Here is a 25,945-nt window from a genome sequence, read left to right on the forward strand (position 1 = left end):
CCCTGCGGCATCCGCTTCATGCCTGTCGCGATCAGCGCGCTTGCGAGGCCGATGCGTCCGCCACCATCGCATCCAGATCGAAATCTAGGCTCTTGATGCGCGGCGGATATTCCTGAAGCGACTTCATGAATTTTGCGATCTGCGCGGTGGCCGGCGCCAGCGTCCAGGATCGGTTTTCCTGCCACTCGTCGAAGCCGCGCGCTTCATGGAAACGCTCGAACGGATCGAGCTTCAAATTGGTGATGAGCGGCGTGTTCAGATTTTCCTGAATGCCGTTGAACCATTTGTCCTGCGTCTTGAACAGGAACTTCCAGTCGCCATAGCGCAGGCCGTGCAGCGTGGTTTCCGTGAAATAGTAGAAATCCTTGCGCTTCGACTTGCCCTTGCCGCTGAGCAATTCGGTCTGGTCATAGCCGTCGAGATGGACCTTGTAGGTCACGCTGCCGATGGTCTTGCCCTTGAGCAGTTCATCCTTGAGCTCCGGCTCGCCCAGCGCGGACAGGATGGTGGGCATCCAGTCCTCCATCGCCATGAACTCGCCAGTGGCGACATTTTCCTGCACATGGCCGGGCCAGCTGACGACGCAGGGCACGCGGAAGCCGCCTTCATAGCCGCCGACGCCCTTTTCGCCGCGGAAGGGCTGGTTGCCGCCATCGGGCCACGAATTGGAGGCCGCGCCATTGTCGGTCGAGAACATGACGAACGTGTCGTCGGCCACGCCCAGTTCTTCGAGCAGGTCGAGCAGTTCGCCGACATGATCGTCCATCTGCTTCACGCCGTCGGCATAGAGACCATAGCCGGTGACGCCGTCATATTCGGGCGGCAGGTGGGTCTGGTAATGCATGCGCGTCGTGTTGTGCCAGACGAAGAAGGGCTTGTCGGCCTTCACCGCGTCGGTGATGAAGCGCTTGGATTCGACCATGAATTCATTGTCGAGCGTCTTCTGCCGCTCGGAACCGAAAGGCCCCTTGTCCTCGATCGACTGGCCCCCCTTGCCGTCGGCCTTGCTGTGGATCACGCCGCGCCAGGCGAAGGCCTTCGCCACTTCGGGATCCTTGGGATAATCATATTCTTCCGAATATTGGCCGGCATTGAGGTGATAGAGGATGCCGAAAAATTCGTCGAAGCCATGCGCGGTCGGCAGATGCTCGTCCCGGTCGCCCAGATGGTTCTTGCCGAACTGGCCGGTGGCATAGCCATGGGGCTTGAGCAGTTCTGCGATCGTGGGATCTTCCTTCTGCATGCCCTGCGGCGCGCCGGCGAGGCCGACGGTGCTGAGGCCGACGCGGATCGGATATTGGCCGGTGATGAAGGCGGCGCGGCCGGCGGTGCAGGAGGCCTGGGCATAATGATCCATGAAGATCATGCCCTTCTTCGCGATGCGATCGATATTGGGGGTCGAGCCGCCCATCATGCCGCGATGATAGCAGCTGAGATTCCACATCCCGACGTCATCGCCCCAAATGATGAGAATATTCGGCTTTTTGCTCATGCGATGCTCCTGCGAGTCAGACCGGGGAAGACGAACGGCGCAAGGCTAGGTCGGCGATGGGCCGGTTGGTATCGGGGTTATCCTTGAGCCCGAGGCCGGGAATGGCGCACTCGCCAACATGGGTCAGGGTCAATAGGGAGGCCTTGCCCTGCCCCGCCGGTCCGCTATGGCGGCGCGATGACGGGCATGGGAGCAGGCATGGCGCGCGCGGTTGCAATGATGAAGGCTGTCGGTGTCGCGCTGCTGTTCCTGCTGATCGCCGCCTGTCTGGCGACGGTGATTGTGCCGCCCTTCCTCGACCGCATCTATTATGAGGGACCGGCGAGCCGCCATTATGACGGCGCCCGCTTCTTCAACCCCGATGGCGCGATCGACATGCCCGCCCCGCCCGGCACCAGTCGCCAGGGCTTCATCGCCCGCTGGCTGCTGGGCAATGACGATCGCCCCGACTGGCCCGATGCGGTGGCGGTGAAACCGGCGCGCCCCGCCCCCTTTGCCGCGCCGCGCGGCATGGTCGCCACCTGGGTCGGCCATGCGACCGTGCTGGTGCAGGCGGCGGGCATCAACATATTGACCGATCCGATCTGGTCCGACCATGCCAGCCCCTTTCCGCCGCTGGGCCCCAAACGGGTCGCGGAGCCGGGCATTAGGATGAAGGATCTGCCCAGGATCGACCTGATCGTCATCAGCCATAATCATTATGACCATCTGGATATCCCGACGCTGAAGGCATTGTGGCAGCGCGACCGGCCCAGGATCGTCACGGCGCTGGGCAATGACACGATATTGAAGGCGAACGGCATCGCGTCGGTAGCGCTCGACTGGGGTCAGTCGGTGACCGGCGCGCAGTTGAACGGACTGGTGCCCGAAGCGGTGATCCAGTGCGAGAATTACGAGCATTGCCCGGACTATCGGGTCCATGCGACGCGCAACCATCATTGGAGCAGCCGCTGGTTCACCGACCGCAACCGGGCGCTCTGGTCGAGCTTCCTGATCGAGACGCGGGCGGGCAATATCTATTTTGCCGGTGACACCGGCGCGGGCGACATGGGCTGGACCGGCGATGCGACGCGGTTCGGGCCGATACGTCTGGCGCTGATCCCGATCGGCGCTTTCCGCTTCTGGCCGGGGCAGATGGAATCGGACGCGCATATCGGCCCGCGCCGCGCGGTCGAACTGTTCGAGCGGCTGGGCGCTTCGACCGCGATCCCGATCCACTGGGGCACCTTCCGCCTCTCCTACGAGAAGCGCGACACGCCGCCGCGGATGCTGGAGCAATATCTGCGCTGCGAAGGGATAGAGCGAAAGCGCTTCGCCCCGGTGCGGATCGGCCAGGCGCTGCTGGTGCCCAATGTCAGCCCGGTGCCGCGCGGCGCCAGGCATTGCGACCAGCGGGCGATCGACGCGCTGGAATAAGCGGCCCTCGGGCGACTCCGGGCGATATTGGGGCCAAGAAAAACTGGGGTGGCCTTTTCGCCCGTGGCGGCGCATGGGGCTGCACCAAAGGAATCCGCAATGAATCTTTTCAAGCCGCTGCTGGCCGGTGCCCGCCCGATCGACCGGATGATCGCGGGCCTGGGCGCGGCGATCGGCATCAGCCTGACCATATTGGTGTGCAGCCAGTTGCCGCTGCATGCCGGCGACCTGCCGATCATCGTCGCGCCGCTGGGCGCGTCGGCGGTGCTGATCTTCGCCGTGCCGGCGAGCCCGCTGGCCCAGCCCTGGTCGGTGGTGGGCGGCAATATCCTGTCCAGCCTGATCGGCGTCGCCGCCTATCAGCTGATCCCCGACATGATGGTCGCGGCCGGCGTGGCGGTGGGCCTGGCGATAATATTGATGAGCCTGCTGCGCTGCCTGCATCCGCCCGGCGGCGCCGCCGCGCTGACCGCGGTGATCGGCAGCCAGGGCATTCATGATGCCGGCTATGCCTTCGCCTTTGCGCCGGTCGGGATCAATTCGATCGCTCTGGTGTCCCTCGGCCTCTTCTTCCACCGCCTGTCGGGCCACAGCTATCCGCACCAGCCGGTCGCGCCGCCAGTGATCGCCGAAAAGATACGCGCGGAGGCGGGCTTTCATCTGGAGGATATCGACCAGGCGCTGGCCGAACTGCCCGACAATTTCGACATCAGCCGCGCCGATTTGGACCTGCTGCTGTCGCGGGCGGAAATCCACGCCCAGGCCCGCCGGGCGGACTGAGGCCCACCCGGATCGGCGCCGCCGGTCAGGCCGGGCAGTCGCCGTCGCGCTTGCCGGACAGGTCGTGGGTGGTGCGCAGCACCGGCTTGCCGCCCTGCGTCTTGGTCATGGTGGTGCCGAAGGTCAGCGTATCCTCGGTAAAATTGCCCTCGACCACGATTTCGGAGGTGCCGGCGCCGGCCTTGCAGGCAAGGGTCGCGATCAACCGGCCCTTGCGCACCATCTTGTCCTTGTAGCTGCAGTCGCTGCCTTCCGCCCCGGCTAGCGCATCGGCGTCGGGCACGCCGGCGGCATCGACCTTGATGCAGATCTTGTCCTCGCTCACCTGCTTGAGCGCGGCCTGATATTCCTCCGCCGTGACGGTGGGGGTGTTGTAGCCGGTGGTCTTGCGGCTGAGCGTCCATTGCCCGCTCTTCATCATCGCCGGCGCGGCCTCCTCCTCCTGCGCGGGCGGAGCGGCCGGTTCGCTGCCGCAGGCGGCAAGGGTCAGGCTGGTGGCCAGCAAGCCGCCCAGCGTCAGAATGTCACGCATATCCTCTCCCCGTTCGTTCCACGGCGGCACGCTCTACCGATGCGCGCGCGGGCGCAAGTAGAAATGTTGCGCCCGTCCCTTCATCGCCGTCGGCGTCCGGCCGACAGGGTGGGCGCATGGAAATCGGCCGGCTTGTCGGCGATCCAGGCGAGGAAACGGGCGATGGCGGGATGGCTCCGCAAGGCCATGGCGTCGGCATAGGCACGCGCCAACTCCGCGTTGGACAGGGTGGCATGGATGGTGCGGTGGCAGATCGGATGCACCGGCACCATCTGTCGCCCGCCCCGGCTCTTGGGCACGGGATGATGCCATTCGATCCGCGCGCCGAGCGGCCGGGCGCAGAGCCAGCAGGGTGTCCAGTCAGCCAGGATTAGGGCTCGACCGGCCCGGTTGCGCCTTCCTCGACATCCTCGCCCTCAGCCTCACCGATCGCCCGGACCAGATAGCCCCGATGCACTCGCCCCCACCGGTTGAGCGGCAGATCATAAAGCTGGTCGAGAAACTGGTTGTCCCAGAAGGTCAGGTCGCCAGCCTGCGCCCCGTCGCCAAAGATATTGAGGATCGACGACACCGGCGGTGCCGCCCGTCCCTTCACCTCGGCAAGGCCGACAAAGGCTGCATAGGCGGCGGCGGCCGTCAGCGAAATGCCTTCGGCGCGATTGACGTCGATCAGGATCGTCGCGGTATCGATCGAGCGAATTCCTATCGGCCGGATCAGGCTGGAGGAAAAGCCGTTGACGGTAGGAACACCGTCAGGGAGGGCGGAACCACCCCCCTCACTATTGCCGACACTGGCAGAGGGCGCCACGGAATCCGCCTTGCCGCCGGTGCTGCTGCCCGTAGCGATCGTGTACCACCAGCGGATCGGGGCATCGCCATTTTCGACGTCGCGCCGTTCGGCCCCATGCAATTGGGACATGCTGTTGGATTTACGCGCCGATACCTGCCTGGCCATTTCGCGTCCGTCATCGACGAAGACGATCAGAAAATTGGTTTCACATTCGCCCTTGGCCAGGGGCGCGCCGATGCTGGTCGCAATCTTGCGGACCTTGGTTTCGACCAGGCCGGCGATATCCGACGCGACCCCCCGGACCTGGGGGCAGACCGGCTCTATCCAGCGGGCGATGCCCCGATCACCCTGAACCACGCCCAGGGTGCGAACGAAGCCGGATGCCCTCTCTCGCACCTCCTGACGGGTCAGGCGCTGACCGTCGACCACGATTGTGTCGCCGCCGCCGTCATCGACCGGCTGTTGTGCCTGAAGTGGGAGCGGCAGCAGCGCCAGCAATGCCGACAAGACTTGCATTGTTCGCATCGTCATTGACCCTCCGAACAGTCCGGGCCGATCCAGCGGCCCTCCGACCTTGCCTTCATCGCCATCTCGACGCCATTGGGCAAGTCGGTCTGCCGCATGTCCATCTGTACCGCATAGCTGTCGGGCGCATAGATGCCGGCCATCGTCATGCTGCTGGTGCCGCTATCGCGACGGCAGGTGACATTGCCCTTCACCGTGCCGCCGCGCACGGCGAAGTCGCTGTAGCGGCAATCCTTGCCCGGATCGCCGGAAAAGGCGCGGCCATCGGGATGGGCGGCCTGCTCGGGCGTGACGCAATAGCGCAGGGTGCGGTTCATCGCCTGCTGCATCTGCTGGCGCGCCGCCGCGGGCATCGCCTCCCCGCCGCTCATGTCGATCCGCTCCATCACGAAGCGGCCTTCCCACTGGCCAGGCTTGAGCTGCACCTTCTCGATCTGCGTGACGGCGGCGTCATGGCTCATCGCGTCGGTCGCGGCGATCTGTGTGTCCTGGCTGGCGGGCGGCTTGTTGCATCCGGCCAGCGCCGCGAGCGCGCAGGCCAGCAGGCCGTTGGTCAAGGCTTTGGTCATCACCGGCTTCCCCTGGCATGTCTTGGCAGAAGCGACCCTTTATCTGGCCCAGACTTAGCAAGCGGCGGCGGGTCTGGATATCGGGATTATTGCGATCCGGGGTGGCGGGGCGTTGATGAACGTCCATCCGTTCTTTTTTTGTTCTCAAATTGATGCTAGATGTTACGTTCATGACTGCGCGGCGTGCCGATGACCAAAGAAAGGGCCGGCTTCATGAGCGATAAACTCGACACCCTGGGACCGCTCATGAACGAGATCGGTCAAGAATTGGCCAGCTTGGTCGGAGGCGATCCAGATGGCGTGTTTCTGTATGTGGAAATCGGAGACGGTTGGGTAAGCCCCAGCGTTTTCAAAGATGAAGGCGACGTCGTTCGTTATTATAATCCGCGCGACACAAATCTCAGCGATATGCTTTGGGAAGCCTGGTATCTGGAACCCGACGACCCCAACATGCGCTGGTCAGTGTTGGAATATGAGGTCAGAGACAGGAAATTTCATGTCAGCCTGAAATATCCTGAAGAAGTGAATGTCGAGATTGTCGATGACGAGCGCCGCGAGACTGTCCTGCGCGCGCGGTTCGGTGACAAGCCGGTGATCTATCCGCCGCCGCCCAAGAGCGCGTTCGAATTGCAGCCCTGACTTGCCAGGGCGCGGATTGCGCCCTTGCCCAAAGGCCCCATATTACGCCCATGTCGATTCAGATCCGCACCAGCCTTGACGAACCCGAAACCGGCCAGGACTTCGTGCCGCACCGGCCCGCGCGCCCGGAGAAGAGCGAGGGTGGACGCCCCTTCACCCTGGTCAGCGACTATGAACCATCGGGCGACCAGCCGACCGCGATCGCCGAACTGGTGGCGGCGGCCAAGCAGGGCGAGAAGGACCAAGTGCTGCTGGGCGTCACCGGGTCCGGCAAAACCTTCACCATGGCCAAGACGATCGAGGCGCTGCAGCGGCCAGCGCTGATCCTGGCGCCCAACAAGATATTGGCGGCGCAGCTCTATGGCGAGTTCAAGAGCTTCTTCCCCGACAATGCCGTCGAATATTTCGTCAGCTATTACGACTATTATCAGCCCGAAGCCTATGTCGCGCGGTCGGACACCTATATCGAGAAGGAAAGCTCGGTAAACGAAAGCATCGACCGGATGCGCCATTCGGCCACCCGTGCGCTGCTGGAGCGGGACGATGTCATCATCGTCGCGTCCGTCTCCTGCCTGTACGGCATCGGGTCGGTCGAAACCTATTCGGCCATGACCTTCTCCATGAAGAAGGGCGGGATCGAGGACCAGCGCGAGATCATCCGCAAGCTGGTGGCGCTGCAGTATAAGCGCAACGATGCCGGTTTCGCGCGCGGCAATTTCCGCGTGAAGGGCGACAATCTGGAGATTTTCCCGTCCCATTATGAGGACACGGCCTGGCGCATCAGCTTCTTCGGCGACGAGATCGAGGAGATTGTCGAGTTTGATCCGCTGTCCGGCAGGAAGGTCGCCAGCCTCGATTATGTGAAGGTCTTTCCCAACAGCCACCATGTGACCCCCGGCCCGACCTTGAAGCAGGCGATGGAGGCGATCCGTTTCGAGCTGACCGAGCGGCTGAAGGAACTGGAGGCCGAGGGCAAGCTGCTGGAGGCGCAGCGGCTGGAACAGCGCACCAATTTCGATCTGGAGATGATCGCGGCGACCGGCAGCTGCGCGGGGATCGAGAATTACAGCCGCTTCCTGACCGGCCGCCTGCCCGGCGAACCGCCGCCGACGCTGTTTGAATATCTGCCCGAAAATGCCGTGCTGTTCGTGGATGAAAGCCACCAGACCGTGCCGCAGATCGGCGCGATGGCGCGGGGCGACCACCGGCGCAAGATCACGCTGGCCGAATATGGCTTCCGTTTGCCGAGTTGCATCGACAACCGGCCGCTGCGCTTCAACGAATGGGATGCGATGCGCCCGCAAACGGTGAGCGTGTCGGCGACGCCCGGCCCGTGGGAGATGGAGCAGACCGGCGGCGTGTTCAGCGAGCAGGTGATCCGCCCCACCGGCCTCATCGACCCGCCGGTCGAGATCAAGCCGGTCGAGGACCAGGTCGACGACCTGATCAACGAATGCCGCAAGGTCGCGGCCCAGGGATATCGCACGCTCGTCACCACGCTCACCAAGCGGATGGCCGAGGATCTGACCGAATTCATGCATGAGGCGGGGATCAAGGTCCGCTACATGCACAGCGACGTCGAGACGCTGGAGCGTATCGAGCTGATCCGCGATCTTCGCCTGGGCGTCTATGACGTGCTGATCGGCATCAACCTGCTGCGCGAGGGGCTGGACATTCCCGAATGCGGGCTGGTGGCGATCCTCGACGCGGACAAGGAAGGCTTTTTGCGTAGCGAGACATCGCTGATCCAGACGATCGGCCGCGCCGCCCGCAATGTCGACGGCCGCGTCATCCTCTATGCCGACCGGGTGACGGGCAGCATGGAGCGCGCGCTCAACGAGACGTCACGCCGCCGCGAAAAGCAGCAGGCCTATAATGATGCGCATGGCATCACGCCCTTCACCGTGAAGAAGAATATCGGCGACATCATCGCCCATGTGGCGTCCAAGGATCAGGTCACGGTCGAGACCGGGCTGGAGGATCGCCCGCATCTCGTCGGCCATAATCTGCGCGCCTATATCGAGGATCTGGAGAAGAAGATGCGCGCGGCGGCGGCAGACCTGGAGTTCGAGGAAGCCGGCCGCATCCGTGACGAGATCCGCAAGCTGGAGGCGGAAGAACTGGGCCTGCCAGCGGACCAGCAGGTGGCCGCCCCGCGCGGCCGCGCGACCGAGGGCAAGCCGGGGACGCGGAAAGGCCGGTTCGGGAAGACGACGCGGAAGTTCGGGCGTTAGAGGAAAACCCCCAAGAGGACGGGCGCCCTGAGGGGTATAAACGTCGATTCAAATCTGCTGCAGGTTGCGCCAGATTAGATTGTCGTCCTGTGGGGATATACCGCCATGATCCGCTTCTTCGCCGATCCCGAGACCGAAAAAATCTGGCTTGGCCAACGTAGCCGACGCCTGCCGCCGGACATTCAACAGACGGCTCGGCGTAAGCTGCGGCAGATTCATCGGACACTCAATCTCTACGATCTGCGGGTTCCGACGGGAAATCGGTTCGAGCAGTTGAAAGGCTTTACCCCTTCACGATATAGTCTGCGGATCAACGACCAGTGGCGCATCACCTTCAACTGGTCCGACGGAGGCGCGGAGAATGTCCGAATCGAGGACTATCATTGAGGATGAGGACCGGCTGGACAATATCCATCCCGGCGCGATCCTGCGCGAGGATTTCCTGATCGGCAGCGATGTACCGATGAATGAAGTGGTCGATGGCGCTGGCATTGCAGTGCAGCGGCTGGAAGCGATCCTGGCAGAAAAGGCGCCGATCGATGCCAATATCGACCTGCGCCTGGCGCGGTATTTCGGCGTGAGCGAGGGCTTCTTCCTTGGCCTCCAGATCGATTTCGATCTGGAGGAAGAGCGCCGCGTTCATGGTAGCGAGTTGGCGCGGATCAGTCGCCGCGCAGCCTAAACTAATGTTCAATGCGTCCGGCTGGTCACCTTCGCGGTGCCATCGGGCAGGATTTCGATCAGGTGCGCGGTCTGGTTGTCGCACTGGGCCTTCCAGCCCTTGACGCCCGGCCGGATTTCGGCGCGTTCCGAGCCGGTGACCGAGGGGCAGGCGACGCCCGATGCCTTGATCGCCTTTTCCAGCACGCCGTTGCGCAGGTCGGGGTCGAGCTTGGCGACTTCAGCCGCTGCGCCGGTTTCGGGCATGTTCCGGTTCTCGACCGCCGCCCCCTCATCGCCGCCGCCACAGGAGGCGAGAAACAGCGCCGTCGCCAGCAACATCATAGTCCGCACGTCTTTTCCTTCCATCATGCAGCAAATCCGTCGGTCGCGCGGATCAGCGCGTCCAATATGCCCGGTTCGTTGAACGCATGACCGGCGCCTTCGATCATTTCGAAGCGCGCCTGCGGCCAGGCGCGGTGCAGTGCCCAGGCGGTTTCGGCCGGGCAGGCCATGTCATAGCGGCCCTGAACGATGACGCCGGGGATGCCGGCCAGCTTGCTCGCCTCGCGGATCAACTGGCCATCTTCCAGCCAGCCGCGATGGACGAAATAATGATTTTCGATCCGGGCAAAGGCGAGCGCGAAATCATCGCCCTCATGGGTGGCGGACAGCGCCTCGTCGGGCAGCAGGCGGATGGTCTCGCCCTCCCAGACGCTCCAGGCCTTGGCGGCGGCGACCTGCGCGGCGCGATCATCACCGGTCAGGATGCGGCGATAGGCGCCGACCATGTCGTCGCGCTCGCCTTCGGGAATCGGCGCGACAAAGCGTTCCCACTTGTCGGGATAGATGCGGCTGGCGCCCTGTTGATAATACCAGTCGATCTCTGACTGGCGGATGGTGAAGATGCCGCGCAGCACCAGCTCCGACACGCGCGCGACATGCGCCTGCGCATAGGCGAGCGCCAAGGTCGATCCCCAGCTGCCGCCGAAGACCAGCCACTGGTCGACGCCCATCATCGCGCGCAAGCGCTCGATATCGGCGACCAGATGCCAGGTGGTGTTGGCGTCGAGATGGGCATGCGGGGTCGATCGACCGCAGCCGCGCTGGTCGAACAGCAGCACGTCATAACGGGTGGGGTCGAACAGGCGGCGATGATCGGGCGATATGCCGCCGCCCGGCCCGCCATGCAGGAAGACTGCGGGCTTGGCGCCGGGCGTGCCGGACCGTTCCCAATAGAGGCTGTGGCCATCGCCTACGTCAAGATGACCAGTGGCGTAGGGTTCAATCGGCGGATAGAGGCTGCGCATGACACCGTCCTAACAGGCGGCGGGACGAAGCGAAATGGGGGTTTGACGCAATGCGGACGATGAAGATCATGCTGGGCGCGCTGGCGCTGATGCTGGGCGTGCAGGGCGCGAATGCGAAGCCCGCCGCGCCGGCAAGCCCCAAGCGGCTGGTGATCGTCGACGACGACATGATCGGCCTCAACGGCGTGCCGCTGCTGTTGCTGCAAAGCCCAGATGTCGAGGTGCTGGGCATCACCACCACCAGCGGATCGGTGTGGCGCGACACGGCGACCGCCTATGCGCTGCGCACGCTGGAGATATTGGGCCGGACCGACGTGCCGGTGGTGCCCGGCGCGACCTTCCCGCTGCTCAACAGCGCCGAGGCGACCAAGCGCTGGGAAGGCCAATATGGCCGGCTGGTGTTCAAGGGGCCATGGACCGATTACTGGCCGGGCGACACGATCCAGGAGCATCCCGGATCGACCGATCCGACCAAGGTGCCCGACCTGCCGATCGGCAACCCCAGGACGAAGCCCAGCGCCGAGATTGCCGCCGCCTTCCTGGTGCGGATGGTGAAGGCGCATCCGGGCGAGATCACCCTGTTCGCGACCGGGCCGATGACCAATATCGCCATCGCCCAGAGCCTGGACCCCAGCTTCGCCGCCAATGTGAAGGAAATCCTCTATATGGGCGGCAGCCTGGCGCCGCATCAGGTGCTGGAAGGGCCATCGGCCGAGCAGTTTGCCCGCGAATTCGTCAACTCGCCGCGCCGCGAATTCAACATTCGCTGGGATCCCGAAGCGGCCAAGATCTTTGCCCATGCGCCGTGGAAGAAGATCATGATGATCCCGGTCGATCCGTCCACCGGCACACAGTGGACCCGCGCCTTCCTCGACGGGCTGAAGCCCGCCCACACGCCGCTGACCGATCTGTTCCAGACCGGGCTGGAGCCGGGCTATCCGATGTGGGACGAGATCGTCGCCATGGCCTGGCTCAATCCGGAGATCGTGACGAAGGACGAGACTTTGTGGGTCGATTTCGAGACCAGCCAGACCGCGGCCTATGGTGACACGCTGTCCTGGACGGAATCCTATCGCCCGCATCTGGGCGAGCAGGCGCAGCGCGTGATCCTGTCGGTCGACCGGGCGAAGATGGAGGCAGCGATGGCGCGCCTCTATATGCGGCCCATCGGCAAGGCCGCGAAATAAGCGCTATTTCCGCTTTTTCTTCACGCCAGACCTGGCCTTCGCCTTGGGGCAGGGCCAGGCCTGGCGCGTAGCGGTGAAGACCAGAGCGGAGGCGGACTGGCTGCGCTTGTCCGGATTGGCGCGCAGATAGTCGACGGTGGCGCCCTTCAGCTGGTTGAGCGTCACATCGGCGGGGATGCAGCTTTTGAGACCATTCACCTCGCGCGTGGTGTTGAACGCATCGACCGCGCCGGCGACATAGCCGACGCATTCATAGCTCTTCTCGAAAAAATCCTTGGCATTGCGGTCGGCGGTGCAGCTTTCCAGCAGCGCCTCGCCCGAATAAAAGCCAGCCTGTGCGCTGCCCGGCGACAGGCCCGCCGCCGCAACCAGTATCAGGCCGCTTGCCCTCCGGATCATCATGCGCATGGCTCCCGCCTTATGAGGATGCGTCCGCCTTCCGATAAGACTGGACATGCAGGGGAGGGAAAACCGCTTCGAGCGACTTTGTGTCCGGCAGCACATAGACATAGCCGCCCTTTTTCAGAAATTGCGGGCGCAGGCCGCGATTATAGAAGGCGATCGGCACGTTGATGCAGCCAAAGGTGATGCGATTATCGTCGATCGTGGGCGACAGCATGCGCTCGCGCCGCTTTTCCTTGGGATTGCCCTTGGGGATGGTGTGCATCGCGACCGAGGTCGCATAATCGACCCACAGCACGCGTTGCTTGCCCGCCGCAAGGCCGAATTTGGCGAGAAAACGCCCGGCCGGCGTGGTCTTTTCCGCCGGGCCGATCTCCGCCAGGCTCTTCTTGCCGACGCCGGGCGTGGCATCGTCTCCGGGCGCGATGCCGATCAGCACCGGCGCATCGGCCAGCGCCTTCCCCTTGGCATCGAACAGGAAGACATGGGCCGCCTGCTTGTCGACAATGGCATAGGGCAGGCCATGATTGTCGCCGGTCGCGGCGATCCAGTCGATCACCCGGCGCGCATCGGGCGATCGCGGCGTTTCAGGCGCTGGCTTCTCGGACGCGGCCGCTTCTGGCGCGGCCGCCCGCGCGGGAGAGGCACCGAACAGCGCCAGCATCGCCAGCGCCCATGGGAATTTGTGCATGGAGGAGCCTATCCGGGAATGGGGCCGGCGCCCCCCCATGAAGCGGGGGCGCCGGCACGGGATCGGGACCAGCCCGACCGGATCGGTAGCTTGATCGGCTACGTGATCAGTTGCGTGATCAGTTTCTGGCGCGCTTGGTCTTGGCTTCGCGCATCTGCTGCTCGACACCGTCGACGCGGGCGTTCAGCTGATCGAGGCGCTGGCCGTTATTCTGGGCCTGACCGGCTGCCGACTGGGCCTGGGCCAGAGCCTGCTGTGCCGTGCCGTCGGTGGTCTGCAGCTTGGCGTCGAGCGCATCGACGCGCTGGTTCACGGTCGCCACCTGTTCGCGCACGAAGGATTTCGTGGCACAGCCACCCAGCCCCAGCGAGCCCACCAACACCATGGCAATGGGGGCTAATTTCATCGGGTGCGACATCATTTTCTCCTTATCATCTGCCCCCGCGCCGTCCCAAGCCGAGCCCGTTAACCATGACAATATGATTGGGCCTGAACGTGCATGTGGAGAGCCGAGTGGACGCGGCAGGCCCGCCCCGCCCTTCGACCAACGACCGGAATCGATCGACCGGCATCGGCGCGGATCGTTGAACGGATGCGCGATCGGGCGCATGCTGGCCCGCCTTCCATGAGGGGAAAATCCATGCGCCTGATGCTTGCCCTGGCCCTGAGCGGCCTTGCCCTGTCCACGCCGATCATCGCCCTTGCCAAGACCGACTTGGCCGCCGCCGTGGCCGACCCAAAGCGTCCGGCCGACGCACGGGCGCTGGACGAGAGCCGCAAGCCGGCCGAGACGCTGGCCTTCCTGGGCCTCAAGCCCGGCATGAAGGCGGCCGACATCATGACCGGATCGGGCTATTGGGCGGAGATCATGGCCGATGCGGTCGGCGCCAAGGGTAAGGTGACCGGGTTCGAGCCCAGCCAATTCTATGCCAGCGAGGAAGAGAAGCCCAAATGGGCGGCACTGGTCGCGCGCCGGCCGGAGGTCGACTGGGTGCGCTATCCGTTCGAGGCCTTTGCGGCGGCGCCCGACAGTTTCGACTTCAGCATCATCAACCTGAGCTACCATGATCTCTACTGGCAATCGGACAAATATGGCATTCCGCGCACCGACCCCGATGCCTTCGTGAAGACGCTCTATGCTGCGACGAAACCGGGCGGGATCGTCGGTATCATCGACCATGTCGGCCCGGCGGGCGACACCCGCGCCGTCGTGGACAAGCTCCACCGGATCGACCCGGCGGTGGTGAAGGCCGACTTCCTGCGTGCCGGCTTCGTGCTGGAGGCGCAAAGCCCGCTGCTCGCCAACCCCGCCGACGATCACAGCAAGCTGGTGTTCGATCCCGCCATTCGCGGCAAGACGGATCGTTTCCTCTACCGTTTCCGCAAGCCGAAATGAGGCGGCGGATTTGAGCGCAAGGCACGGGATGACGCCGCGCCGCGCGCCGCCCATGCTGCGCGCCATGGACCTCACTGACCTCGACCTTCATGGCGCCGCGCGCCTGCCTGCCCTGCTTTCCCCGGACCGGTGCGACGCGATCGTCGCGCTATGGGACCAGCCCCATGCCTTCCGCAAGGAGGTGGTGATGGCGCGCCATGGCTATGGCCGGGGGCGCTATCGCTATTTCAACTACCCATTGCCCGAGCCGGTCGCCACGCTGCGCGAGGCACTCTATCCGCCGCTGGCGCAGGTCGCCAATCGCTGGGCGGCGATGCTGGGAAGCGATGCGCTCTACCCCGCCCGTCACGCCGATTTCCTGAACCAGTGCGCGCTCGGTGGCCAGGACAAGGCGACGCCCTTGCTGCTGCGCTATGAGGCGGGCGACTGGAATGCGCTGCATCAGGATGTCTATGGCGCGACCATCTTCCCGTTGCAGGCGGCGATCCTGCTGTCTGAGCCGGAGGCGGACTTCACCGGCGGCGCCTTCATCCTGACCGAACAGCGCCCGCGCATGCAGTCTCGCCCCGAAATGGTGCCGCTGCGCAAGGGCGATGCCGTGGTCTTCCCGGTGCGCGAGCGGCCGGTGAGGGGCACGCGCGGCGTTCACCGGGTGCAGATGCGCCATGGCGTCAGCCGGCTCTTGTCCGGCATGCGCCACACGCTGGGCATCATCTTCCACGACGCCCAGAGCTAGGCGGGGCGATCGAGGGATCGCCCCGCCCCTTTCCATCAATCCAGCGCCGGATCCTCATATTTGAACGGATCGCTGACCGCCGGCTGGGTCGGCAGCGGCATGCGCGGCAGGGTCTTGTCGCTGTTCGCGGCCTGCAGCAGCATGCCGGCGAGGACGACCGCGCCCTGGCGCATATCCTCCGCCTTCAGATGATCGAAGGTATCGATGCCGCTGTGATGGACCCGGCTTTCATAGTCGAGCGGATCCTGGATGAACTGATAGCCCGGCACGCCGATCGCCTGCATATATTCATGGTCGGTGCCGCCGGTCGGCTGCGACACGACATTGCCCGCGCCCATGCTGGCAAAGGGGCTGAGCCATTCGCGCAGCAGCGAGACGGCGGCGACATTGCGTTCGGCATAGAGGCCGCGCAGCTTGCCCGAGCCATTGTCGATGTTGAAATAGGCCTTGAGGTCCGCATAGCCGGGCTTGGGCGTGATCGGGAAACGGGTCTTGTAGCGGAAATACATTTCCTCCCGCCCCTCTTCTTCCTTCGGCCCCGGCGCGCGGGTGGCGAGATATTCGTCGACATAGGCCATGGAGCCGAACAGTCCCTGTTCCTCGCCCGACCAGAGGGCGAAGCGGATCGTGCGCTTGGGCTTGATGCCCAGCGACTTGAGGATACGCGCCGCCTCCATGATCATGGCGCTGCCCGCGCCATTGTCCGCCGCGCCGTCGCCCGCGACCCAGCTGTCGAGATGTGCGCCGGCCATGACATAACCGGCCTTGGGATCGCTGCCGGGGATATCGGCCAGGATGTTGTAGGCGTTGACGTCGCTGTCGTCGAAACGGACGTCGCTGTTGATTTCCAGCACCGGCGCCGGGCCGGTCTTGGCGAGGCGGGCGAGACGGCGATAATCCTCCGCCGCGATCTCGACGCCGGGCAGCGCGGGCGTGTCGCTGACGCCGAAATCATAGCCCTCGCCATGCAGCAGCTTGCCGTCGCGATAGGATTGCCGCGCCCAGCCGACCGCCCCCTCGGCCTTGAGGAAGGCCTCCAGCTTGCGGGTGAAGCTGAGGCGCTTCATCAGCCGCTCCAGCGACGCCGGATCATTTTTCGGCTGCTCGAACTTGTCGAGCTTCTCGATATCCTCACCCTTGAGCCGCTGGAAGGCGGCCTCGTTCGGCTCGTCGCCCGTGCCGGGCAGCGACACCAGTACGATCTTACCGGCGAGCTTGCCGCGCCAGGCGTCGAAATCGCGCGCCTTCTTCATCGGGGCAACGATGATCGGTGCGCTCAGCACGCCATTGGTCGGTGGCGTCCAGGCGATGGGGATGGCGATAAGCTGGATCGGGCGGGGGCTGATCATCTTCACCGAGGAGGCGGCAATCCACCAGCCGCGACCGAAGCGAAAGCCCTGCTTGCGGACATTGGACAGGCCCCATTGGCGAAACTGGTCGGCGGTCCAGGCCTCGGCCTGCCGCATCTGCGGCGAATTGGTCATGCGCCCGCCAATATCGTCGGTCAGATGCTGGGCGATCTGCATCACCTGGCTGTGGTTCAGCCCTTCGTCGATGACGCGGTTGAGATCGTCGGGCTGCTGCGCGGCGACCGGCGCGGCCAGGCACAGCAAGGGCAGCAGGATGATGGAATGGCGCATATAATCCCCCTTCGTCCGGCCGTCAGGCGCGGCCGCGAAAGCCCGTCTATGCCCGACTGACGCGGGATCGCAAGTGAAGCAGATCACGCCCGAACACGCATTTGTTGCACCATGTGACGCGTCGTTACACTTTGCGACAAAACTGTCTTTGCCTTGCCAGATTTTTGCGACAAGTGCGGCCTAAACGAGATCCTGCCAGGGTCCAGATTAGGGGTAAATTTCCGTGCGCCAGACGACGTCGCTGCTGCTGTTTTCACTGATGCTGGGCGCGGCGCCCGGCGCGCTGATGGCGCAGGAAGCCGAGCAGAAGGGGCCGCCGGCCCAAATGGACGAGGGCGACGAGATTGTCGTGACCGGCGCGGTCCAGCGCGGCGCGGTACCCGGCGACATCAAGCCCGAACAGCAATTGTCGCCCGCCGATGTCCGGGCGCTGGGCGTCACGTCGATTTCCGAAATCATCACCGAATTGTCGCCGCAGACCAACGGCACCCCGGTCATCCTGCTGAACGGCAAGCGCATTTCCAGCTTCTCGGAAATTTCCGACCTGCCATCCGAAGCGGTGTCGCGGGTCGACATCCTGCCCGAGGAAGTGGCCCTGTCCTATGGCTATGCGCCGACGCAGAAGGTGGTGAACATCGTCCTGCGCCAGCGTTTCCGCGCGACCACGGTCGACCTGCGCGGCGGCACGACCACCGATGGCGGACGCGAAAATGGTCAGGGCGAAGTGGGCGTGCTGCGCATCCGAGGCGACAATCGGCTGACGCTGAACGTCAAATATAGCCGGGCCGACAATCTGCTGGAGAGCGAGCGCGGCATCAATGCGGCGGCGCCCAGCATGCCCTATTCGCTGGCCGGCAATATCACCGCGATCGAGCGGGGGGCGGAGATCGACCCGGCCCTGTCGGCCGCCGCCGACCAGACCGTGACGGTCGCCAGCGTGCCCGGCAGCGCCGCCAATGGCGCCCCCGCCCTCAATGATTTCATCGCCGGCGCGAACCAGACCAGCGTCAGCAATCTCAGCAAATATCGCACGCTCAGCCCCGCGACCGAAAATTTTTCCGCCAACGCGACCCTGGCGCGCGCGCTGGGCGGCGTATCGGCGACGATCAACGGCCGGCTGGAACTGTCCGACAATGATTCGCTGCAGGGCCTGTCAGCGGCCGCCCTCACCCTGCCCGGCGGCAATCCCTTCTCCGCCTTTGGCGACGATGTCCGCCTCTATCGCTATCTGGAGCAGGCCGGCGCGCTGGGACAGAAGATTCGCGGTACCACCGGGCACATCGGCGTCACGCTGAACGGTCGGCTGGGCGGCACCTGGCAATGGTCCTTCACCGGCAATGGCGACATTTCCGACACTCGCACCCGCACCGATCGCGGCGTCGACACGGGCGGCATCCAGGCCGCGCTCGATGCCGGATCGGCCAGCGTCAATCCCTATGGCGCCTTCACCGCCGACCTGCTGCAATCGCGCCTGACCGACCGCGCCCGGTCGCAATCGCGCGCGATCGGCGGCGACCTGCTGGTCAGCGGATCGCTGCTGACCCTGCCGGCCGGCAATATCATGACGTCGGTGCGGGTCGGTGGATCGGCCAATGGCTTTGAAAGCCATTCGGTGCGGTCAGGCGTGGAGCGCGGCCTCGACTATAATCGCGAGATTGCGAGCGGACAGGTCAGTTTCGACATACCGCTGACCAGCCGGTCCAAGGGGTTCCTGGGCGCGATCGGCGATGTCGGCGTCAACATGAACGCCGGGGCGCAGCATCTGTCGGATTTCGGCACGCTGTCGACGCTAGGCTATGGCCTGCGCTGGCGGCCTGTGCCGGCGGTGCAGTTGCTGGTGTCGGCCAATCAGGACAAGTCGGCGCCGACCGGCACGCAGATCAACGATCCGGTGATTTCGACGCCCAACGTGTCGGTGTTCGACTATGCCACCGGCCAGACCGTGTTCGTCACGCAATTTTCCGGCGGCAACCCGGACCTGCGATCCAGCACGCGGGACCAGTTCCGCATCAACGCCCGGATCAAGCCGTTCGAGAAGCCGAACCTGACGCTGACGGCCACCTATCTCAACAGCCGGACCAGCAACCCCATTTCCGCCTTCCCGACGCCGACGCCGGCGATCGAGAATGCCTTCCCGCAGCGCTTCATGCGCGACGAGGATGGCCAGTTGCTGAGCATTGACGGGCGGCCGATCAACTATCTGCGTTCGCAGAGCGAGCAACTGCGCTGGGGCTTCGACCTGTCCATCTCATTGAAGTCGCACATCCAGAAGGTGATCGAGGCGTGGCGCGCGGCCGGCGCCAAGCCCGAGGATCGGCCCAAGGAATTGCAGGACATGCGCGCAGCCTTCGGCAATCGCGGCCCGCGCGACGGCGCGGAGGGCAATCGCGAAGGCGGTCCGCCGCGCGGCGAAGGCAATGACGGCGCGCCCCGCGGCGACGGCGACAACAACCAGCGCGGCAATGATGGCCCCGGTGGCCAGAATGGCGGCCAGGGTGGCGGCGACAATGCGCCGGGCGGTGGCGATGGTCCGCGCGGGCCGGGCGGTCCGGGTGGTCCGGGCGGCGGCTTTGGTGGGCCGGGCGGTTTCCGTGGCCCCGGCGCCGGCCAGGCTGGCGGGCGGCTGACCTTCAGCCTCTATCATATCTGGCACCTGACCGAGAGCATCCTGATCGCGCCCGGCGTGCCCGAACTCAATCTGCTCAATGGCGATGCGGTCGGCTCGTCGGGCGGGCAGCCGCGCCACGAGCTGAAGGCGCGGGTCGGCTATGTGAACAATGGCATTGGCGGCCGTCTGGGCGTCGACTGGGAAAGCGGCACCCATGTCGATGGCGCCTTGGGCGGCAGTTCGCGGCTGGACTTTGCCAGCCTGGCGACCGCCAATCTGCGGCTGTTCGCCAATTTCGGCCAGATGCCCAGCCTGGTGAAGGCCCATCCCTTCCTGCGCGGCGCGCGCGTGTCGATCGGCATCGACAATATCTTCAACACCCGCCGCGACGTGACCGACGCGACCGGGGCAACCCCGGTCCGCTATCAGCCGGGCTATCTCGACCCGCTCGGCCGGACCGTGTCGGTCAGCTTCCGCAAGCTGTTCTTCTGAAAGGTCGGCCGGCCGGGCGATGTCCGGCCGGTCGCCTGTGTCGCTATCCGGCCAGCGCGCGCGCCTGCGGGCGAAGCAGGGCCAGATCGATCGGGGCGGCAAATTCAACCCCCATGCGGTCCTCGCGCGACCAGCGGGTGGTCGCGTCGACGCTCTGCCCCTCCGACAGGTCGATCGCGAACTGCGTGCCTTCCGGCACATTCCACAGCCCCTCGATCATCGCGCCGGTGGCGGAGATGTTGCGGATGCGACCATTATAGACATGGCCGTCATGATGGACGGCGACCGTGCGCAGCATCGCCTTGCGCTCCGGCCGGCTCGACTGGAAGCCTTCGGACCGGGCGGAGACGCCATTGGCGCGCTGCCCTTCCAGCACCTGGGCGGCGGGCATCGGCCGGCCATAGATATAGCCCTGGATATGGCTGCACCCCAGTTGCCGGATCAGGTCCAGCTCGTCGCGCGTCTCGGCCCCTTCCGCGGTCGTATCCATGCCCAGCGCCTCGGCCAGGCTGACGATCGCCTTGATGATCGCGCTGTTGCGGCTGCCCCGGATCGCGGCGCCGCGCACGAAGCTCTGGTCGATCTTGATCTTGTCGAACGGCGCCTTCTTGAGATAGCCGAGCGACGAATAGCCGGTGCCGAAATCGTCGAGCGCCAGCCGCACGCCCAGCCCCTTGAGCCGGGTGAACATGGCGTCGGTGCCGTCATTGTCGTTCAGGAACACGCTTTCGGTGATTTCCAGCTCCAGCCGTTCGGACGCCAGTTGCGCGCTCGCCAGGGCCTGCATGACGGTGGTCGGGAAACCGGGATTGGCGAATTGCATCGCCGAGACATTGACAGCAACGCGGATGCCCGCGTCCCACTGGGCCGCATCACGACAGGCGGTGCGCATCACCCATTCGCCGATTGGCGCGATCAGGCCGCTATCCTCCGCAATGGGGACGAACAATGCCGGCGAGATGGCGCCGCGCACCGGATGATCCCAGCGCAGCAGCGCCTCATAGCCGGTGATGCGCTCGGTCGTCGAACTGACGATCGGCTGATAAACGAGGTGCAGGCCGTCCGCCGTCAGCGCATGGCGCAGATCCTGTTCGAGCTGGCGGCGATCCTCCGCATCGGCGTGCATGTCCGCCGAATAGAAGCGATAGACGCCGCGCCCATCGCCCTTTGCCTTGTAGAGGGCGAGGTCGGCATTGCGGATCAGGGCATCGGCGGTGACGCCATCCTCGGGGCAGAAGGAAATGCCGATCGACACGCCGATCACCACGCCCGTGCCCTCGATCGAATAGGGTTGCGACAGGGCGCTGATGATCGCCTGCGCCAGCAGGCCCAGCCGGTTGCGGTCATGGCGGCCATGCACCAGCACCTTGAACTCGTCGCCGCCCTGGCGCCCGACCAGCCCCTGATTGCCGACCACGCGCTGGAGGCGCTGGCTGACCTGGCGCAGCAGCGCGTCGCCGGCCGGATGCCCGAGCGTGTCGTTGACGCTCTTGAACCGGTCGAGGTCGAGCATCATCAGCGCGCATTCGCCCTGCTTGCCGCGCGAACCCAGCACCGCCTGCTCCAGCGCCTGCAGCATCTGCACGCGGTTGGCGAGGCCGGTCAGCGAATCATATTGGGCCAGGCGCGTCACTTCCGCCTGGCTGCGGCGCATTTCGGTCAGGTCGGTGCCGGATCCGCGGAAACCGTGGAACTGGCCATATTCGTTGAACACCGGTTCGCCCGAGATCGACCACCAGCGTTCCTCGCGCGCAATCGCGGCCCGCACGGCGATGTCGGCAAAGCCGGTGCGGGCCGAGAGGTGGAAGCCCAGCGTTCGCTCGCCATCGCCCTGTTGCCGGTCACCCTGCTGGATGATGTCGGTCAGCGACCGGCCGATCAGGCTGCCCGCTTCCACGCCCAGCGGTTCGGCCAGGGTGGCGGAGATATAGGTGATGTGGCCGTGGCGATCGGTTTCCCAGAACCAGCCGCGGCCGGACTGTTCATATTCCTCCAGCAACCGGTCGGAACGCTGCGCCTTGAGATCCTGCCGATGCTGTTCGATCGCCCGTTCACGATCCGCCGCCGCCTGCCGCAGGGTGGCGATCGCCATCACCGCCAGGCAGCTGGCCAGCAGCCCCAGATGCACCATGCCCGCATGGGCGATGCCGGCCACCAGCAGCGCGCCCATGAAATAGCTGAGCCCCAGCAGGCGCCGGTCGCCGACGATGCAGACCGCCAGCAGCGCGATCGCCATTTCCGGCACAGCGGACGGCATCGCCACGCCATTACCCTGCGCCAGCCACAGGCTGAAGATCAGTCCCGAACAGAAGAGCGCGGGCAGCATCAGCCAGTTCTGGACATGGGGGCGCAGATTGCGGAACAGCGCCCAGCGCGGCACCAGCATCAGCAGGCCATCGATCAGCACCACGCCGCACAGCAGGGCGCCATGTTCCGGCCGGGTGAAGGAAAGCATGCCGAGCAGCGCCGCAACGCACAGCTTGGCCAGCAGCATCAGCGGCCACAGGGCGGCGACATGGGTGAAGCTGCGCGACAGCCAGTTGGCGGCGACTTCCGTGCCACTTTCGGCCAGACCTAGCGAAACCAGCAGGCTCGCGGTCCTGGCCGGCGCATCAGTATCTGTTTTGCGGACAATAGCCATGCCGATCGTCTAACCGACAAAGCTTGAGAAGCGATTACCCGCCGGGTCCGGGAGATTCCCTGATATTCAGCGATCTCCCGGCAAGACCGGTCAGACGCGCATCGGCATCAGCACATAGAGCGCCGGGCTGCGATCATTTTCGCGGATCAGCGTCGGAGCAGCCGCGTCGGCCAGGTGCAGTTCGACGATATCGGTGTCGATCTGGCCAAGGATGTCGAGCAGATAACGAGCGTTGAAGCCGATATCGAAGCCTTCGCCCTGGAACGCGCCGGGCACTTCTTCGGCCGCCGTGCCATTTTCCGGGCTGGTGACCGACAGGGTGATCTTGTCCTTGTCGAGGCTCATCTTGACCGCGCGGGTCTTTTCGGTGGCGATGGTCGCAACGCGATCCACGCCTTCCTCGAAGCTGCGCGGGTCGATCTTGAGCAGCTTGTCGTTCGCGGTCGGAATGACGCGGCTATAATCGGGGAAGGTGCCGTCGATCAGCTTGCTGGTCAGGATCGCGCTGCCCAGGCCAAAGCGGATCTTGCTGGCCGACAGGCTGACCTGAACCGAACCCTCGACCTCGTCCAGCAGCTTACGCAGTTCGGCGATGCACTTGCGGGGGATGATGATGCCCGGCATGCCATCGGCGCCGTCGGGACGCGGCACGGTGACGCGGGCCAGACGGTGGCCGTCGGTCGCGGCGGCCTTGAGCACCGGCGAACCTTCGTCCGAGACGTGGAAATAGATCCCGTTCAGATAATAGCGCGTCTCTTCGGTCGAGATGGCGAAGCGCGTCTTGTCGATGATCTGCTTGAGCGTTTCGGCCGGCAGTTCGAAGCTGGTCGGCAGGTCGCCCTCGGCAATCACCGGGAAATCGTCACGCGGCAGGGTCGACAGGTTGAAGCGGGCGCGGCCGGCCTGGATCAGCATCTTGCCGTCGGCCGCCTGCAGCGACACCTGGCTGCCTTCGGGCAGCTTGCGGGCGATGTCGAACAGCGTGTGGGCGGAAATGGTGGTGGCGCCGGCCTGTTCGACCTGGGCCGACACGCTTTCCACGACCTGCAGGTCGAGATCGGTCGCCATCAGCTTGATCGCGCCATCCGCCGATGCCTCGATCAGCACGTTGGACAGGATCGGAATCGTGTTGCGCCGCTCGACCACCGACTGGACGTGGCTGAGGCTCTTGAGGAGCGTTGCGCGTTCGATGGTGGCCTTCATGTCCCTGTTCTGTCCGTTCTTTTTGCGTCGATGGCGAGGATTCGGTCGAATCCCGGCGGCAATGATGGATGGTCCTTCATAACCGCTATGTCAGCGGCGGCAAGCACCTCGACGCGCTTTCGAAACGAAGCCGGGCTTGCAAATGGCGATGGCTTGCGCTTTGCCCGGACCATGCGCCGCCTGCCCGCCCTGCTGATCCCGCTCGTCCTGCTCGCCAGTCCGGCCATGGCGCGCGATTCGCTCGGCATTTTCGAAAGCTGGGGGGCGTTTCGCGATCCCGGCGCCGGCCAGAACGGCCCGCGCTGCTACGCCATCGCCATGCCGGTGCCGCGCCGCGCGGGCGATGCGCCCAAGGGTTTTGCCGCCGTCGGCACCTGGCCGCGCCAGCATGTCCGCGGCCAGGTCCATTTCCGCCTCAGCCGGCCGCGCGCCGCCAATGCGCGGGTCTCGCTCAGCGTCGGCGACCGCCGTTTCGCGCTGGTCGCGGGCCAGGCCGATGCCTGGGCCGCCAATCCGCAGGACGATGCCGCGATCATCGCCGCGATGCGCTCCGCCAGCAGCATGAGCGTGCAGTCGACATCGGCCAAGGGCGGCGCCTTTGCCGACAGCTATGCGCTGCGCGGCGCGGCCACGGCGATCGACGCGGCAGCGCTGGGGTGCGCCCGTTTACGCTGATTGCAACGCCACTTTAAAAATCCGGCAAAATCGACTATGTGCGCGACCATGCATTCCGCCGCCAATCCCATCATGCCGATTCCCGGCCTTATCGACCCTGTGCCCGTGCCCCGCGCGGTGACGCCCCGTGAGGACGGGCGCGTCGACATGCTGGGCCTGACCCGCGCCCAGATGAAGGGCGTGCTGGAAGAAGCTGGACTCGATCAGAAGGCCGCCAAGCTGCGTTCCAAGCAACTGTTCCATTGGCTCTATCATCGCGGCGAAACCGACTTCGAGAAGATGACCGACCTGGCCAAGCCGATGCGGCTGTGGATGGCGGAACGCTTCATCGTCGGCCGGCCGCAGGTGGTGGAAGCGCAGGTGTCGAACGACGGCACCCGCAAATGGCTGCTCCGTTCGGACGATGGCCAGGATTATGAAATGGTCTTCATCCCCGATGCGGACCGCGGCACCCTGTGCGTGTCGAGCCAGGTCGGCTGCACGCTCAATTGCAGCTTCTGCCACACCGGCACGATGCGACTGGTCCGCAACCTGACGCCGGGCGAGATTGTCGGCCAGGTCATGCTGGCACGCGATGCGCTGGGCGAATGGCCCAAGGGCAGCATGGCCAGCGCCAATGACGATGAGACGGACGAGGATTCGCAATATACGGCGGACGGCCGCATGCTCACCAACATCGTGATGATGGGCATGGGCGAGCCGCTCTATAATTTCGATCATGTCCGCGACGCGCTCAAGCTGGTGATGGACGGCGATGGTCTGGCCCTGTCGAAGCGGCGCATCACCCTGTCGACCAGCGGCGTCGTGCCGATGATGGCGCGCGCGGCGGAAGAGATTGGCGTGAACCTGGCGGTCTCGCTCCATGCCGTGACCAAGGAAGTGCGCGACGAGCTGGTCCCGCTCAACCGCAAATATGGCATCGAGGAACTGCTTCAGGCCTGTGCCGATTATCCCAAGGCGAACAATGCCCGTCGCATCACGTTCGAATATGTGATGATCAAGGACAAGAATGACAGCGATGCCGACGCGCATGAGCTGGTCCGCCTGATCCGCAAATATAAGCTGCCGGCCAAGGTCAACCTGATCCCGTTCAACCCCTGGCCGGGCACCGACTATGAATGTTCGAGCCCCGAACGGATCCGCGCGTTCAGCACGATCGTGTTCGAGGGCGGCATTTCCGCGCCGGTCCGCACGCCGCGCGGTCGCGACATCATGGCCGCCTGTGGCCAGCTCAAGTCGGCGAGCGAGAAGAAGAGCAAGGCGGAACTCAAGCGCCTGGCCGAAGAGAAGCAAGCTGCCCTGGGATAATCCGGGGACGACTGGCTGC

At 64.9% G+C, this 25,945-nt stretch carries 25 protein-coding genes; 12 read left to right on the forward strand and 13 right to left on the reverse strand.

Features of this window, described 5'->3' with window-relative positions:
• Positions 1 to 31 precede the first annotated feature (31 nt).
• Positions 32 to 1,492, reverse strand: a complete 1,461-nt coding sequence (locus A0U87_RS02410) for an arylsulfatase (protein WP_048936260.1) — start codon at positions 1,490 to 1,492, stop codon at positions 32 to 34.
• Positions 1,493 to 1,690: 198 nt separating this feature from the next.
• Here A0U87_RS02410 and A0U87_RS02415 point away from each other — a divergent pair, with 198 nt between their 5' ends.
• On the forward strand, positions 1,691 to 2,908 hold the full coding sequence (locus A0U87_RS02415) for an MBL fold metallo-hydrolase (RefSeq protein WP_048936259.1): 1,218 nt from the start codon (positions 1,691 to 1,693) through the stop codon (positions 2,906 to 2,908).
• A 99-nt stretch (positions 2,909 to 3,007) separates the two neighbouring features.
• Positions 3,008 to 3,688, forward strand: a complete 681-nt coding sequence (locus A0U87_RS02420; RefSeq protein ID WP_048936258.1) for an HPP family protein — start codon at positions 3,008 to 3,010, stop codon at positions 3,686 to 3,688.
• 25 nt (positions 3,689 to 3,713) lie between these two features.
• Here A0U87_RS02420 and A0U87_RS02425 read toward each other — a convergent pair whose 3' ends face one another.
• From A0U87_RS02425 to A0U87_RS02440, 4 genes are all read right to left on the reverse strand, one after another.
• A complete protein-coding gene (locus tag A0U87_RS02425; protein WP_004209910.1) occupies positions 3,714 to 4,220 on the reverse strand; it encodes a DUF3617 domain-containing protein in 507 nt (168 codons plus the stop codon).
• 80 nt (positions 4,221 to 4,300) lie between these two features.
• Positions 4,301 to 4,588 (reverse strand): HNH endonuclease, encoded by a 288-nt coding sequence (locus tag A0U87_RS02430; RefSeq protein ID WP_048936257.1) that lies wholly within the window; start codon positions 4,586 to 4,588, stop codon positions 4,301 to 4,303.
• Positions 4,589 to 4,590: 2 nt separating this feature from the next.
• The gene (locus A0U87_RS02435) at positions 4,591 to 5,526 is read right to left on the reverse strand and encodes a hypothetical protein (RefSeq protein WP_234415657.1); all 936 of its coding nucleotides are present in this window, start codon (positions 5,524 to 5,526) and stop codon (positions 4,591 to 4,593) included.
• 11 nt (positions 5,527 to 5,537) lie between these two features.
• Complete coding sequence (locus A0U87_RS02440) at positions 5,538 to 6,104, reverse strand: DUF3617 domain-containing protein (protein ID WP_048936255.1); 567 nt, start codon at positions 6,102 to 6,104, stop codon at positions 5,538 to 5,540.
• Positions 6,105 to 6,317: 213 nt separating this feature from the next.
• Here A0U87_RS02440 and A0U87_RS02445 point away from each other — a divergent pair, with 213 nt between their 5' ends.
• The 4 genes from A0U87_RS02445 (at position 6,318) to A0U87_RS02460 (ending at position 9,659) form a co-directional block, all read left to right on the forward strand.
• On the forward strand, positions 6,318 to 6,743 hold the full coding sequence (locus A0U87_RS02445) for a hypothetical protein (RefSeq protein ID WP_048936441.1): 426 nt from the start codon (positions 6,318 to 6,320) through the stop codon (positions 6,741 to 6,743).
• A 50-nt stretch (positions 6,744 to 6,793) separates the two neighbouring features.
• The gene (gene uvrB / locus A0U87_RS02450; RefSeq protein ID WP_048936254.1) at positions 6,794 to 8,977 is read left to right on the forward strand and encodes an excinuclease ABC subunit UvrB; all 2,184 of its coding nucleotides are present in this window, start codon (positions 6,794 to 6,796) and stop codon (positions 8,975 to 8,977) included.
• 105 nt (positions 8,978 to 9,082) lie between these two features.
• Positions 9,083 to 9,364 (forward strand): type II toxin-antitoxin system RelE/ParE family toxin, encoded by a 282-nt coding sequence (locus A0U87_RS02455; protein WP_080993506.1) that lies wholly within the window; start codon positions 9,083 to 9,085, stop codon positions 9,362 to 9,364.
• The gene (locus A0U87_RS02460; RefSeq protein WP_048936253.1) at positions 9,339 to 9,659 is read left to right on the forward strand and encodes a HigA family addiction module antitoxin; all 321 of its coding nucleotides are present in this window, start codon (positions 9,339 to 9,341) and stop codon (positions 9,657 to 9,659) included. The genes A0U87_RS02455 and A0U87_RS02460 overlap by 26 nt, the downstream gene beginning before the upstream one ends.
• Before the next feature lie 8 nt (positions 9,660 to 9,667).
• Here the strand turns inward: A0U87_RS02460 and A0U87_RS02465 are convergent, their stop codons facing one another.
• Both A0U87_RS02465 and pip read right to left on the reverse strand, forming a co-directional pair.
• Complete coding sequence (locus A0U87_RS02465) at positions 9,668 to 9,982, reverse strand: hypothetical protein (RefSeq protein ID WP_048936252.1); 315 nt, start codon at positions 9,980 to 9,982, stop codon at positions 9,668 to 9,670.
• Positions 9,983 to 10,005: 23 nt separating this feature from the next.
• On the reverse strand, positions 10,006 to 10,947 hold the full coding sequence (gene pip / locus A0U87_RS02470) for a prolyl aminopeptidase (protein ID WP_048936251.1): 942 nt from the start codon (positions 10,945 to 10,947) through the stop codon (positions 10,006 to 10,008).
• A 50-nt stretch (positions 10,948 to 10,997) separates the two neighbouring features.
• Here pip and A0U87_RS02475 point away from each other — a divergent pair, with 50 nt between their 5' ends.
• Complete coding sequence (locus A0U87_RS02475; protein WP_048936250.1) at positions 10,998 to 12,134, forward strand: nucleoside hydrolase; 1,137 nt, start codon at positions 10,998 to 11,000, stop codon at positions 12,132 to 12,134.
• 3 nt (positions 12,135 to 12,137) lie between these two features.
• On the opposite strand, the gene A0U87_RS02480 is transcribed toward A0U87_RS02475, so the two are convergent.
• The 3 genes from A0U87_RS02480 to A0U87_RS02490 form a co-directional block, all read right to left on the reverse strand.
• On the reverse strand, positions 12,138 to 12,542 hold the full coding sequence (locus A0U87_RS02480; protein WP_048936249.1) for a Rap1a/Tai family immunity protein: 405 nt from the start codon (positions 12,540 to 12,542) through the stop codon (positions 12,138 to 12,140).
• A 10-nt stretch (positions 12,543 to 12,552) separates the two neighbouring features.
• Positions 12,553 to 13,227, reverse strand: coding sequence for a hypothetical protein (locus A0U87_RS02485; RefSeq protein WP_048936248.1), 675 nt, complete (start codon positions 13,225 to 13,227; stop codon positions 12,553 to 12,555).
• Between the two features lie 118 nt (positions 13,228 to 13,345).
• The gene (locus tag A0U87_RS02490) at positions 13,346 to 13,645 is read right to left on the reverse strand and encodes a hypothetical protein (RefSeq protein WP_004209889.1); all 300 of its coding nucleotides are present in this window, start codon (positions 13,643 to 13,645) and stop codon (positions 13,346 to 13,348) included.
• Positions 13,646 to 13,867: 222 nt separating this feature from the next.
• On the opposite strand from A0U87_RS02490, the gene A0U87_RS02495 reads away from it, so the two are divergent.
• Both A0U87_RS02495 and A0U87_RS02500 read left to right on the forward strand, forming a co-directional pair.
• Positions 13,868 to 14,623, forward strand: a complete 756-nt coding sequence (locus A0U87_RS02495) for a methyltransferase domain-containing protein (protein WP_048936247.1) — start codon at positions 13,868 to 13,870, stop codon at positions 14,621 to 14,623.
• A gap of 28 nt (positions 14,624 to 14,651) precedes the next feature.
• Positions 14,652 to 15,359 carry a 2OG-Fe(II) oxygenase gene (locus A0U87_RS02500; RefSeq protein ID WP_048936246.1) on the forward strand — a complete coding sequence of 236 codons (708 nt, stop codon included), beginning with the start codon at positions 14,652 to 14,654 and terminating at the stop codon, positions 15,357 to 15,359.
• A gap of 35 nt (positions 15,360 to 15,394) precedes the next feature.
• Here A0U87_RS02500 and A0U87_RS02505 read toward each other — a convergent pair whose 3' ends face one another.
• Positions 15,395 to 16,999 carry a M20/M25/M40 family metallo-hydrolase gene (locus A0U87_RS02505; protein ID WP_048936245.1) on the reverse strand — a complete coding sequence of 535 codons (1,605 nt, stop codon included), beginning with the start codon at positions 16,997 to 16,999 and terminating at the stop codon, positions 15,395 to 15,397.
• 223 nt (positions 17,000 to 17,222) lie between these two features.
• On the opposite strand from A0U87_RS02505, the gene A0U87_RS02510 reads away from it, so the two are divergent.
• A complete protein-coding gene (locus tag A0U87_RS02510; RefSeq protein WP_048936244.1) occupies positions 17,223 to 20,099 on the forward strand; it encodes a TonB-dependent receptor in 2,877 nt (958 codons plus the stop codon).
• 43 nt (positions 20,100 to 20,142) lie between these two features.
• Here A0U87_RS02510 and A0U87_RS02515 read toward each other — a convergent pair whose 3' ends face one another.
• Positions 20,143 to 22,740: an EAL domain-containing protein gene (locus A0U87_RS02515; protein WP_048936243.1), complete on the reverse strand. Its 2,598-nt coding sequence runs from the start codon at positions 22,738 to 22,740 to the stop codon at positions 20,143 to 20,145.
• A 90-nt stretch (positions 22,741 to 22,830) separates the two neighbouring features.
• Complete coding sequence (gene dnaN / locus A0U87_RS02520; RefSeq protein WP_004209883.1) at positions 22,831 to 23,943, reverse strand: DNA polymerase III subunit beta; 1,113 nt, start codon at positions 23,941 to 23,943, stop codon at positions 22,831 to 22,833.
• A gap of 171 nt (positions 23,944 to 24,114) precedes the next feature.
• Between dnaN and A0U87_RS02525 the strand changes: the two genes are divergently transcribed.
• Positions 24,115 to 24,618, forward strand: coding sequence for a hypothetical protein (locus A0U87_RS02525; protein ID WP_170978346.1), 504 nt, complete (start codon positions 24,115 to 24,117; stop codon positions 24,616 to 24,618).
• Positions 24,619 to 24,666: 48 nt separating this feature from the next.
• Positions 24,667 to 25,926: a 23S rRNA (adenine(2503)-C(2))-methyltransferase RlmN gene (gene rlmN / locus A0U87_RS02530; RefSeq protein WP_004209881.1), complete on the forward strand. Its 1,260-nt coding sequence runs from the start codon at positions 24,667 to 24,669 to the stop codon at positions 25,924 to 25,926.
• Positions 25,927 to 25,945 lie beyond the last annotated feature (19 nt).

Source organism: Sphingobium sp. MP9-4 (genome assembly GCF_005281675.1).
Classification (GTDB): Bacteria; Pseudomonadota; Alphaproteobacteria; order Sphingomonadales; family Sphingomonadaceae; genus Sphingobium; species Sphingobium yanoikuyae.

Coding starts and splice junctions, on each gene's coding strand:
- A0U87_RS02490 (WP_004209889.1), bottom strand. CDS start 13,645: ATGTCGCACCCGATGAAATTAGCCCCCATTGCCATGGTGTTGGTGGGC.
- rlmN (WP_004209881.1), top strand. CDS start 24,667: ATGCATTCCGCCGCCAATCCCATCATGCCGATTCCCGGCCTTATCGAC.
- A0U87_RS02475 (WP_048936250.1), top strand. CDS start 10,998: ATGCGGACGATGAAGATCATGCTGGGCGCGCTGGCGCTGATGCTGGGC.
- A0U87_RS02455 (WP_080993506.1), top strand. CDS start 9,083: ATGATCCGCTTCTTCGCCGATCCCGAGACCGAAAAAATCTGGCTTGGC.
- A0U87_RS02435 (WP_234415657.1), bottom strand. CDS start 5,526: ATGCAAGTCTTGTCGGCATTGCTGGCGCTGCTGCCGCTCCCACTTCAG.
- pip (WP_048936251.1), bottom strand. CDS start 10,947: ATGCGCAGCCTCTATCCGCCGATTGAACCCTACGCCACTGGTCATCTT.
- A0U87_RS02515 (WP_048936243.1), bottom strand. CDS start 22,740: ATGGCTATTGTCCGCAAAACAGATACTGATGCGCCGGCCAGGACCGCG.
- A0U87_RS02425 (WP_004209910.1), bottom strand. CDS start 4,220: ATGCGTGACATTCTGACGCTGGGCGGCTTGCTGGCCACCAGCCTGACC.
- A0U87_RS02525 (WP_170978346.1), top strand. CDS start 24,115: ATGCGCCGCCTGCCCGCCCTGCTGATCCCGCTCGTCCTGCTCGCCAGT.
- A0U87_RS02410 (WP_048936260.1), bottom strand. CDS start 1,492: ATGAGCAAAAAGCCGAATATTCTCATCATTTGGGGCGATGACGTCGGG.
- A0U87_RS02415 (WP_048936259.1), top strand. CDS start 1,691: ATGGCGCGCGCGGTTGCAATGATGAAGGCTGTCGGTGTCGCGCTGCTG.
- uvrB (WP_048936254.1), top strand. CDS start 6,794: ATGTCGATTCAGATCCGCACCAGCCTTGACGAACCCGAAACCGGCCAG.
- A0U87_RS02485 (WP_048936248.1), bottom strand. CDS start 13,227: ATGCACAAATTCCCATGGGCGCTGGCGATGCTGGCGCTGTTCGGTGCC.
- A0U87_RS02465 (WP_048936252.1), bottom strand. CDS start 9,982: ATGATGTTGCTGGCGACGGCGCTGTTTCTCGCCTCCTGTGGCGGCGGC.
- A0U87_RS02495 (WP_048936247.1), top strand. CDS start 13,868: ATGCGCCTGATGCTTGCCCTGGCCCTGAGCGGCCTTGCCCTGTCCACG.
- A0U87_RS02420 (WP_048936258.1), top strand. CDS start 3,008: ATGAATCTTTTCAAGCCGCTGCTGGCCGGTGCCCGCCCGATCGACCGG.
- A0U87_RS02460 (WP_048936253.1), top strand. CDS start 9,339: ATGTCCGAATCGAGGACTATCATTGAGGATGAGGACCGGCTGGACAAT.
- A0U87_RS02480 (WP_048936249.1), bottom strand. CDS start 12,542: ATGCGCATGATGATCCGGAGGGCAAGCGGCCTGATACTGGTTGCGGCG.
- A0U87_RS02445 (WP_048936441.1), top strand. CDS start 6,318: ATGAGCGATAAACTCGACACCCTGGGACCGCTCATGAACGAGATCGGT.
- A0U87_RS02505 (WP_048936245.1), bottom strand. CDS start 16,999: ATGCGCCATTCCATCATCCTGCTGCCCTTGCTGTGCCTGGCCGCGCCG.
- A0U87_RS02440 (WP_048936255.1), bottom strand. CDS start 6,104: ATGACCAAAGCCTTGACCAACGGCCTGCTGGCCTGCGCGCTCGCGGCG.
- A0U87_RS02500 (WP_048936246.1), top strand. CDS start 14,652: ATGACGCCGCGCCGCGCGCCGCCCATGCTGCGCGCCATGGACCTCACT.
- dnaN (WP_004209883.1), bottom strand. CDS start 23,943: ATGAAGGCCACCATCGAACGCGCAACGCTCCTCAAGAGCCTCAGCCAC.